The organism is Modicisalibacter xianhensis, from assembly GCF_900113605.1.
Taxonomy (GTDB): Bacteria; Pseudomonadota; Gammaproteobacteria; order Pseudomonadales; family Halomonadaceae; genus Modicisalibacter; species Modicisalibacter xianhensis.
Genome location: NZ_FOPY01000022.1, coordinates 23627 through 33648, shown reverse-complemented (window position 1 = coordinate 33648; position 10022 = coordinate 23627). Strand labels below are relative to the sequence as shown.

11 protein-coding genes are annotated in these 10022 nt (G+C 59.8%); 7 read left to right on the top strand and 4 right to left on the bottom strand.

Annotation, left to right across the window (positions count from 1 at the left end):
- Positions 1–1024, bottom strand: a 1024-nt coding sequence (locus BM194_RS18885; RefSeq protein WP_092850123.1) for an RNA-guided endonuclease TnpB family protein, incomplete at its 3' end; no start/stop codon positions are given.
- 284 nt (positions 1025–1308) lie between these two features.
- Between BM194_RS18885 and BM194_RS18880 the strand changes: the two genes are divergently transcribed.
- Both BM194_RS18880 and BM194_RS18875 read left to right on the top strand, forming a co-directional pair.
- Positions 1309–1560, top strand: coding sequence for a type II toxin-antitoxin system Phd/YefM family antitoxin (locus tag BM194_RS18880; RefSeq protein WP_092850120.1), 252 nt, complete (start codon positions 1309–1311; stop codon positions 1558–1560).
- A complete protein-coding gene (locus BM194_RS18875) occupies positions 1557–1811 on the top strand; it encodes a Txe/YoeB family addiction module toxin (protein WP_092850117.1) in 255 nt (84 codons plus the stop codon). Before BM194_RS18880 ends, BM194_RS18875 begins: the two co-directional genes overlap by 4 nt.
- Before the next feature lie 28 nt (positions 1812–1839).
- Here BM194_RS18875 and BM194_RS18870 read toward each other — a convergent pair whose 3' ends face one another.
- On the bottom strand, positions 1840–2583 hold the full coding sequence (locus BM194_RS18870; RefSeq protein WP_244891011.1) for a class I SAM-dependent methyltransferase: 744 nt from the start codon (positions 2581–2583) through the stop codon (positions 1840–1842).
- A 26-nt stretch (positions 2584–2609) separates the two neighbouring features.
- Here BM194_RS18870 and BM194_RS18865 point away from each other — a divergent pair, with 26 nt between their 5' ends.
- Positions 2610–3053 carry a CBS domain-containing protein gene (locus BM194_RS18865; protein WP_092850115.1) on the top strand — a complete coding sequence of 148 codons (444 nt, stop codon included), beginning with the start codon at positions 2610–2612 and terminating at the stop codon, positions 3051–3053.
- A 71-nt stretch (positions 3054–3124) separates the two neighbouring features.
- On the opposite strand, the gene BM194_RS18860 is transcribed toward BM194_RS18865, so the two are convergent.
- Positions 3125–5326 (bottom strand): OsmC domain/YcaO domain-containing protein, encoded by a 2202-nt coding sequence (locus BM194_RS18860; protein ID WP_092850111.1) that lies wholly within the window; start codon positions 5324–5326, stop codon positions 3125–3127.
- Positions 5327–5556: 230 nt separating this feature from the next.
- On the opposite strand from BM194_RS18860, the gene BM194_RS18855 reads away from it, so the two are divergent.
- From BM194_RS18855 to BM194_RS18840, 4 genes are all read left to right on the top strand, one after another.
- Entirely contained in the window at positions 5557–6102 is a 546-nt protein-coding gene (locus tag BM194_RS18855) for a thioredoxin family protein (RefSeq protein WP_092850109.1), read from the top strand.
- Positions 6103–6187: 85 nt separating this feature from the next.
- On the top strand, positions 6188–7093 hold the full coding sequence (locus BM194_RS18850; RefSeq protein ID WP_092850107.1) for a cation diffusion facilitator family transporter: 906 nt from the start codon (positions 6188–6190) through the stop codon (positions 7091–7093).
- A gap of 106 nt (positions 7094–7199) precedes the next feature.
- Positions 7200–8504, top strand: coding sequence for a glycerophosphodiester phosphodiesterase family protein (locus BM194_RS18845; protein WP_092850104.1), 1305 nt, complete (start codon positions 7200–7202; stop codon positions 8502–8504).
- A gap of 147 nt (positions 8505–8651) precedes the next feature.
- Complete coding sequence (locus BM194_RS18840; protein ID WP_092850102.1) at positions 8652–9239, top strand: NAD(P)H-dependent oxidoreductase; 588 nt, start codon at positions 8652–8654, stop codon at positions 9237–9239.
- Positions 9240–9253: 14 nt separating this feature from the next.
- Here the strand turns inward: BM194_RS18840 and BM194_RS18835 are convergent, their stop codons facing one another.
- Positions 9254–10000, bottom strand: a complete 747-nt coding sequence (locus BM194_RS18835) for an SDR family oxidoreductase (protein WP_092850100.1) — start codon at positions 9998–10000, stop codon at positions 9254–9256.
- Between the last annotated feature and the right edge of the window lie 22 nt (positions 10001–10022).

The following is a 10022-nucleotide window of genomic DNA, read 5'->3' as shown; positions in this document are numbered from 1 at the left end:
CGGGGCAGTCCCATTGACGGACTGATAGCGGCATGGCGTCGGCAAGGTGACCACAGGCGTGGCAACGCTTGCTCGAAGGGTAGAACTTGTCGATCTGGACAAAAGAACGCCCGTACCACTGCGCCTTGTACGCCAGCATCGTCGTGATCTGATGCCAACCCACGTTGCTGATGGCTTTCGCCAGTGAGCGGTTCTTGAGCAGGTTCTTCACTTGCAGACTTTCCGCAGCGACGACTTGGTTTTCGTGAATGAGCTGCGTGGTCAGCTTGTGAGCAAAATCCAGACGCTGGTCGGCGATCCTGGCGTGAATGCGCGCCACTTTCAGTTTGGCCTTGGCGCGATTGGCGCTGCCCTTCTGCTTGCGCGAAAGGTGGCGCTGAGCGCGGGCCAGCGTCTTCTCGGACTGCTTGAAGTAGTGGTGGCTGTTGACCTTCTTCCCGCCGCTGGTGATGACCGCATGAGTCAGCCCCAGGTCGATACCCGTCTCTTGCTTGCTGAACGGCAATGCCGCCACGTCTTCCTCGACAAGAAGGGAGACGTGGTAGCGTTCCGCGCTGTCCTTGCTCACCGTGACACTGGAGGGGGTGCCGGTGAAACGCCGGCTCCAGCGGATCGTCAGCGGTTCCTTGTGCTTGGCCAGCTTGATCTGCCCGTCGCGGTACGAAAAACCGCTGGTCGTGTAGCGAACCGATTGACGGGCATGCTTTTTCTTGAAGGTCGGATACTTGGCTCGACCCTGAAAGAAGTTCTTGAATGCGGTATCCAGGTTCCGTAGCGATTGCTGAAGGCAGACATTCGACACCTCCTGAAGCCACAGCGTTTCCGGCTGCTTTTTCAGTGCGGTAAGCTGCTTCGCGGTGTCGTTGTATCCGACGCGTTTCTGCGTCTCGTACCAGGCATCTGTGCGCACTTTCAGGAAATGGTTGTAAACGTACCTCGCACACCCGAACGTCCGGGCAAGCTGTTCGGCTTGCTCGGGTGTCGGGTAGAAACGGTATTTGTAGGCACGCTGTACAGTAATCATGCTTCATAGCATAACGTGCTATATCCAACGCATCAAACAAGAACCGCTGTCGCGGTACGCGCTATCCTCCTCGCACTAAAAGTACGAGGTTTGCCGCGCTCTTTGATCAAGTGGAGCAGGCATCGTCGATAACGTGGCTAGGCATTAGCCAGCCCAGCCACGGCAAGACACGGCCCTCGGCTCCCACAGTAAAGCAGCGGAGAAGCGCCATTCTACAAGCGATTGTCTAGCCAGTTTATGTACAGTATTCTGTACATAAATGACATCCCGCTCAGGAGCACTTTATGGACGCCATCAGCTACACCGCAGCGCGAACTCATCTAGCCAAAACCATGGAACAGGTCTGTGAAGACCATTCACCCATCATTATTACCCGCAGCAAAGCGCAGTCGGTGGTCATGATCTCTCTTGAGGACTACGAAGCATTGCAAGAGGCTGCGTACCTGCTTCGTGCACCGAAGAATGCCCGTCGGCTATTGGAGTCTGTCGCCGAACTGGAGCAAGGCAATGGCCAGGAGAAGGAACTCCTTGAATGAAGCTGCTCTTCTCCAAGAATGCATGGGAAGACTATCTGTACTGGCAAAAGACCGACATAAAGACGCTTACCCGGATCAATAAGTTAATCAAGGAAACCCAGCGTGAGCCATTCGAAGGCGTCGGTAAGCCTGAACCTCTCAAGCATAGCCTGGCGGGTTACTGGTCCCGGCGAATCAACGAAGAAGACCGAATGGTCTACAAGGTCACGGATGATGCACTGCTTATCGCTCAGCTTCATTATCACTACTGAGACATGATGATGTTGCCTTAGGAAGAGCTTAGGTTGCGCTAGCCGGCCTAGCCACGGCAAGACACGACGCTCGACTGCCGTGGTGAGCCAGGAAGGTGGACTCCTCTATTTCCAGTCCAGCGGCGCGAAGCTGGGCCTTGAAATCCTCTTCGTAGGTGACACGGCCAAAATCGATGCTCGTCACCCGTTTTAGTACGGGCTTGAGCTTTTCCATCCAACGGGATGGCCGCGTCTGGATGGTTTGCGTGAAGAATATGCGCCCGTCCGGGCGCAAAAGTCCGCAGCAATGCCGCAGCGCCTGTTCAGGCTCGGGCAGGAGCATGAAGCTCGCCGAAAAGTAGATGGCATCGTACGGCCCGCCCCGATGCTGATAGACCGATTCGAGAGAGACCTTGGCATGGTCAGCCAATGGCGATGCCGCCAGCCTTTCGTGGGCACGCTTTATGTAGTCGGCATCGATGTCGATACCCGTCACCTGAAGGCGCTTTTGCGTCACCAAATCGGTATTGGCCAGTAATGCCCCTGCCGTGCCGATCCCCACATCCAGCATGGTGGCCCCCTCGGGCATGCGATTCAGCACGTGTGCGTACCATTGCGAAGTGAGCCTGAGGATAAGCGTGTCGTAGATGAGGCTGCGCATCGTGCTTCCTTGCTCCTTGGTTGTCTTGATCCCGGTCAAATGAAAGTCAGCAAAGTTCGGTTTCCCCGAATTTTCCAGCCATTCGACTATTGTCCGGCCGATTCTTGCCGATAAAGCGCAGAGCCACGCCATACCCGATTCGATGGAGAATTGACCCGATGACCCAAGAGACTCCTACCGTAGTCGCCGACATCATGATCCGCGACATCGTCACGCTTCGTCTCGAGCAGACGCTCAATGACGGTAACGAGACCATGCGGGAACACAAGATACGGCATCTGCCGGTGCTCGACGAACAGGGCCATCTGGCGGGATTGCTCAATCAGAAGGTCGTGCTGCGCGAAGCGTTGCGCATCACCGATACCTACGGCTCGAAGCGCTTGAGCAAGCATCTCGGGCGGATCCCGCTTGCCGAGGCCATTTCCCGGGACGTGCTCACCCTATCGGCCGACACGCCTCTCGCCGACGCCGGTCGGCAACTGTTGGCCCATCGTCAGGGCGCCATGCCGGTGCTCGACGGCGAAGGTCGCCTGGTCGGCATTGTTTCTTCCGTGGACTTTGTACGCCTGGCCGTCACGCTGCTCGACAACGGGCAGGAATGAGCAAGTACCAAGGCAAAACGCCCCCGAGCCGGAAAACCGACTCGGGGGCGTTGCTACCCGATACATGACGATCAGGCTGAGGTTACGGCCGCTCCCGCCTTGGCAGCGCGCGCCGCGTGCAGCTTCTTGTAGCTTTCGATCAGGCGCTGGTGTCGGTCGATGCCTTCCAGCTTCAAGCTGGTGGGCGTCAGGCCATGGAAGCGTACCTCGCTGGTGACCGAGCCGACCACGGCGTCCATGGTCTCGTCACCGAACATGCGCCGCAGGTTATACAGGTAATCCTCGAGCGCCAGCTCGTCGTCCAGGGTGATTTCCAGCACCGCCTGCATCGCCTGGTAGAACAGACCACGCGCGACGGTGTTGTCGTTAAACTGCAGGAACATCGCGACGTGATCCAGTGCTTCTTCATGCTGCTGTAGCGCCAGATGGATCAGCAGCTTCAATTCCTGAATGGTCAGCTCGGACCAGACGGAGTTGTCGTCGAACTCGATGCCGATCAGCGTGACGATTTTCATCTGCTCGTCGAGTTCGCTCTCTTCCAGGCGTTCGAGCAGCTCGGCCAGTTGCGCGTCGTCCAGCGAATGCAGGTTGAGGATGTCCTCGCGGAAGGCCAGTGCCATGTTGGTGTTGTCCCAGACCAGGTCTTCCACGGGATACACCTCGGAATAGCCCGGCACCAGGATGCGGCACACCGGCGCGCCCAGGTCCTCGTGAACGGCCATGTAGGCTTCCAGGCCCATTTCCGAGAGAATCCCGAACAGGCGCTCCGCTTCTTCGTCATTGGTACCCGAGAAATCCCACTCGCAGAACTCGACGTCGGAGCGCGAACTGAAGAAGCGCCAGGAAATCACCCCCGACGAATCGATGAAGTGCTCGACGAAGTTGTTCGGCTCAGCCACCGCCTGGGAGTTGAAGGTGGGCGGCGGCAGATCATCCAGTCCTTCGAAGCTGCGCCCCTGCAATAGCTCGGTCAGGCTTCGCTCCAGCGCTACCTGCAGGCTGGGATGTGCGCCGAAGGAAGCAAACACGCCGCCGGTACGCGGATTCATCAGCGTGACGCAGGCCACCGGGAACTGACCGCCGAGCGAGGCGTCCTTGACCAGCACCGGGAAGCCCTGGGCCTCCAGCGCCTCGATGCCCTCGACAATGCCGGGGTATTTCGCCAGTACCTCGTCGGGCACGTCGGGCAGCACGATTTCTTCCTCGATGATCTGCTTCTTCACTGCGCGCTCGAAGATCTCCGACAGGCACTGCACCTGCGCCTCGGCCACCGTGTTGCCGGCGCTCATGCCGTTACTGAGGTAGAGGTTCTCGATCAGATTGGACGGGAAATAGACCGTCTCGCCGTCAGATTGGCGCACAAAGGGCAGCGAGACGATACCGCGATCCGCCCGGCCGGAGTTGGTGTCGATCAGGTGCGAGCCGCGCAGCTCGCCGTCGGGGTCGTAGATGGCCCGGCAGTGATCGTCCAGGATGCCGTCCGGCAACGCGTCGTTCGGCCCTGGCTGGAACCATTCCTCGTCCGGGTAATGAACGAACGCACTGCCCGCGATCTCCTCGCCGAAGTACTGATCGTTATAGAAGAAGTTGCAGGAGAGACGCTCGATGAACTCGCCCAGCGCCGAGCACAGCGCAGCTTCCTTGGTGGCGCCCTTGCCGTTGGTGAAGCACATCGGCGAGGCGGCGTCGCGAATGTGCAGCGACCAGACGTGCGGCACGATATTGCGCCACGAGGCGATCTCGATCTTCATGCCGAGATCCTCGAGGATGCCGGTCATGTTGGCAATGGTCTGCTCCAGCGGCAGGTCCTTACCTTCGATCCAGGTGTTCTCGCCTTCGACAGTGCCACCCATCAGCAATGCCTGGGCGTCTTCGTCGATGTTATCGACCACCTCGATCTGGAACTCGGGGTTGTTCTGAATCACCCGCTTGACCGAGCAGCGCTCGATGGAGCGCAGGATGCCCTGGCGGTCCTTGTCGGAAAGGTCATTCGGCAACTCGACCTGGATACGGAAGATCTGGTTGTAGCGGTTTTCCGGGTCGACGATGTTGTTCTGCGACAGGCGGATATTCTCGGTAGGAATATCCCGCGCATTGCAGTACACCCGCACGAAGTAGGCTGCACAGAGCGCCGACGAGGCCAGGAAGTAGTCGAACGGCCCCGGCGCGGAGCCATCGCCCTTGTAGCGGATCGGCTGATCGGTGATGACGGTAAAGTCGTCGAACCTGGCTTCCTGGCGCAGGTTCTCGAGATAGTTGACCTTGATTTCCATAAGCGGGAGCCGGGTTGATGGCTTTCTGGGGAGTCGTGGACGTGTGGCCAGCCATTATCCTGATTTTGCCGCCCGGCGTCTTGGGGGTGAGCGAAAAACTCATTTGCCCGAAGCCGGCAAGATTCGTGTCGCGATGACGTACCTTGAAACGAGCGATGTCATTGCAACTAGACTGACTCCATATCTTGCGTTTGCGCGAGTTTTTCGAGACTCAAGGAAAGGAGACCGCCATGTCACTGACGCCTTCCAACATGATCGACCTGGGCTCGCCGATGCCGGAGTTTCGGCTGCCCGACCCCGAGGGAAACGAGATTTCCAGCGAGCAGTACGGTGGCCATCCACTATTGGTCGCGTTCATCTGCAATCACTGCCCGTTCGTGCAGCATATTGCCGACAGCTTCGCGGACTTTGCCAATGAGTACATCGAAAAGGGCATGATGGTCATCGCCATCAACAGCAACGATTTCCACGCCCAGCCGGACGACAGCCCGGAGCGCATGCGCAAGGAAGCGATAGCCCACGGCTACAGCTTCCCCTACCTGGTGGACGAAAGTCAGGAAGTGGCGCGCGCCTTCGAGGCGGCGTGTACACCGGACTTTTTCCTGTTCGACAGCGAACACCAGCTGGCCTATCGCGGGCAGTTCGATGGCACCCGCCCCGGCAAGGGTACACCGACCGGCAAGGATCTACGCGCCGCCGCCGATGCGTTGCTGGCGGGCAAGCAGCCGGACGCCAACCAGAAGCCCTCAATGGGCTGCAATATCAAGTGGAAGTGAGCCACTGACCAGAGCAAGCCGAGCGATTGCTGGCAACCGACGACGGCCAAGGCGTATATTAGCGATTTGGCCAGGCGGCTCGCTCATGCAATCCCACCTCGAACAGCGCGCACTGAAAATCTCCATTGCCATGACGCTGTTCGTCGCCGGCCTTGGCGTCGCCCTGGGTCTGCTGGCCGGCTCGCAATCCATTCTCTTCGATGGGATGTTTTCCTCCATCGACGCGGCCATGTCGGGACTCGCCCTGCTGGTGTCCCGGCTGGCCGTGCGTGAGGCCAGTGAACGTTTCCAGCACGGCTACTGGCATTTCGAACCGATGGTGGCAGCCTTCAATGGTGCCGTACTGACGCTACTTTGCTGCTATGCCTTTCTGAATGCCATCCAAGGGCTGCTCGAAGGCGGGCGCGACCTCGCCTTTGGCGCGGCCATTGCCTATGCCGTCGTGGTTACCGGTGTCTGCTTCGGCATGTATGTCTTCGAGAAAGGGATCAATCGCGAGGCGGATTCCGAATTCCTGCGCATCGATACGCAAAGCTGGCTGATGGCAGCCTTGATCACGTCTGCGCTACTGGTCGCCTTCGTCATTGCCGCGCTTCTGGAAGGCACGGCCCTGGCCCACTGGACGCCTTATGTGGATTCGCTGCTGCTGGCAGTACTGACAGTCTGCTTCCTGCCGGTGCCGCTGGGCATCGTGCGCCGCGCCATGAAGGAAGTGTTCCTCATCGCGCCGAGCCACATCGATCAGGAGGTTCACGATGCCATGCAACAGGTCATGCAACGCGACGGCCTGCTCGACTATCACAGCCATGTCGCCAAGACCGGGCGCGGTCATTTCATCGAAATCCATATCATCACCCGCAAGGATTTCGCCTCGCAGCGTGGCATGGCCGAACTCGACGAGATTCGCGAGGAAATCGCCGCCAACCTGAGCATCCCGCCGCAACATCGCTGGTTCACGGTGGCCTTTACCGCTGATCCGCGCTGGGCTTGACCCCGGGGCGGTGCCCTCCATCACCGTCATGTCGCCGCCCCGTAACACAACATGGTCCATACTCTGCTCTGCAACCGTTTTCAGGAAGCAGACAGCGAGTCGAACCATGCACAACAAGCCCCCTCTCTCCACTCCCCTTGGCCTGATCGCTTTGCTTGCCATGGCCTGCCCGACCTGGGCCGAGACCGACAATGCCTCGGTGATCGCTGCCACCGAGCACATCACCCTAGGGCCGCGCCCTTTGTTTCTCGTTCAGGACATGGACGAGCAGACCCAGCGCTCGCGCGAACTCAAGTCCAGGCTGCTGAACTGTGCCGCCCAGCGCAGCGACTGGCAGCGCACGGACTTTTCCATCGCCCATCGCGGGGCGCCGCTGCAGTTTCCCGAGCATACGAAAAAAGCCTACATTGCCGGGGCACAGATGGGCGCTGGCATTCTCGAGTGCGACGTGACCTTTACCGCCGACAAGGAACTCGTCTGCCGCCACTACCAGTGCGACCTGCATGCCACCACGAACATCCTGGCAACGAACCTGGCACAGAAGTGCAGCGTGCCGCCCGAATTCGACCAGAACGGCGAATTGACCAACGCCTCGGCAGTGCAGTGCTGCACCAGCGACATTACCTTGGCCGAGTTCAAGACACTCAAGGGCAAGATGGAAGGTGCCGATACCGAGGCGCGCAGCCTCGAAGCCTACATGAATGGTACGCCCAACTGGCGAACCGATCTGTACGCCCAGCGCGGCACGCTGATGACCCATGCCGAGAGTATCGAGCTGTTCAAGGCCATGGGCGTGAAGATGACACCGGAGCTCAAGGCCCCGAGCGTGGCGATGCCCTTCGACGGCATGTCACAGGCCGACTATGCGCAGAAGCTGGTCGATGAGTACCGGGCGGCCAACGTTGCGCCAAGCGACGTCTATCCGCAATCGTTCGAGCTGGAGGATGTGCGCTACTGGATCGAGCATGCGCCCGAATTCGGCAAGCAGGCCGTCTACCTCGATGATCGCTATGATGAGGAAGGCTTCGACCATGCCAATCCCGACACCTGGGAGCCCAGCATGCAGGCGTTGGCCGACGAGGGCGTGAACATCATTGCCCCGCCGCTATGGATGCTGCTGGCTTCCACCCCTGACGCGGACGAATCCGGCAGCCGCATCGTACCGTCGGTCTATGCTGAACGCGCCAAACAGGCAGGACTCGATATCATCGCCTGGAGTTTCGAGCGCTCGGGCCCGCTGAGCGAGGACGGCCAGTGGTATCACCGCACCACGGACGATGTGATCGATAGCGACGGTGACAAGCTGCTGACGCTGGACGTGCTGGCCCGCGACGTGGGTGTAATGGGGCTGTTCTCGGACTGGCCTGCCACCGTGACGTTCTACGACAACTGCATGAACGTCGGAACCTGAGTTCTTATCGTCTCGCATGCGCTCCTTTCGGACTGAATGGAGCGCATGAGCAAACTTTTCATACCCTGCACACCAGCCAAATCCACGGCAGCCATTCAGCCGATGCGTTACCCTCGGTAAACATTCATTTCGTGGGGACTCCGCTCCATGAGCCGGCGTATCGTGATCATCCAAGGCCACCCCGACGCGAGCGAGTCCCATCTGTGCCACGCGTTGGCCGAGCGTTATCTGCAAGGCGCCAAGACCACCGGGCATGAGGTGCGTGTGATCGGCGTCGCGACGCTGGATTTTCCGTTACTACGCAGCCAGAAAGCCTGGCAGGAAGGGGCACTGCCCGACGCATTGCGATCCGCCCAGGAAGCCATTGTCTGGGCCGAGCATCTGGTACTGGTCTTTCCCTTGTGGCTCGGCGATATGCCGGCACTGTTCAAGGGCTTTCTCGAACAAGTCATGCGCCCTGGCTTCGCCTTCGAGTATGAGGAAGGCAACCCGTTCGGTCGCAAGGGGTTACGGGGCCGCTCGGCGCGCGTGATAGTGACGATGGGCATGCCCGCGCTGATCTATCAGCACTTCTACCGTGCGCATAGCGTCAAGGCACTGGAACGCAACATTCTCGGTTTCGTCGGTATCACGCCCATCGAGGAGACACTGATCGGTCAGGTCGAGTCGATGAACGACAAGACGCGCGCCAACTGGTTCGACAAGCTTTACGAGATGGGTCGCTGGGGCAAGTGAGCAGGGCCTTGCTCTCAGCGTCCCCCGGTAACGTCGATTATCGTGCCGGTTGTGTAGGATGCCGCATCGGACAGCAGCCAGAGAATCGCCTGCGCCACTTCGTCGGCCCGTCCGCCACGCTTCATGGGCACCGACTCCTTGAGCCTGTCGACTCGTCCCGGCTCGCCGCCACTGGCATGGATATCGGTATAAATGATGCCGGGCCTGACGGCATTGACGCGGATACCCTCATCGGCCAATTCCTTGGCCAACCCCAGCGTGAAGGTGTCGATGGCTCCCTTGGTGGCCGCGTAATCGACATACTCGTTCGGGGCGCCCAGGCGAGCCGCAACGGAGGAGAGATTGACGATGGCGCCGCCCTGCCCACCGTGCGCCGTCGACATGCGTCGGATGGCCTCGCGGGCGCAGAGAATGCTGCCGGTGACATTGACCGCGAGGATGCGCGACAGTCTTTCGGCGTCCATGTCCTGAACGCGCATCTGGCGTTCGAGGATGCCGGCGTTGTTGACCAGTGCCGTGACCGGGCCCAGGCGTTCGTCCGTAGTGCGAAAAAGCTGCAGGATATCGGTTTCGTTGCCAACATCAGCCGCTACCGCGATGGCGGTACCGCCGTGCTGCTCGATCTCGTCGACGACGGCCTGTGCCGCCGCCTCATTGCCCCGGTAACTGAGACAGACACGGTAGCCTGCCGCCGCCCCTAGCCGTGCCGTGGCGGCCCCGATGCCCCGGCTGCCGCCGGTGACAATCATCACGTTATCCATCGCTAGTCCTTATATATTTTGC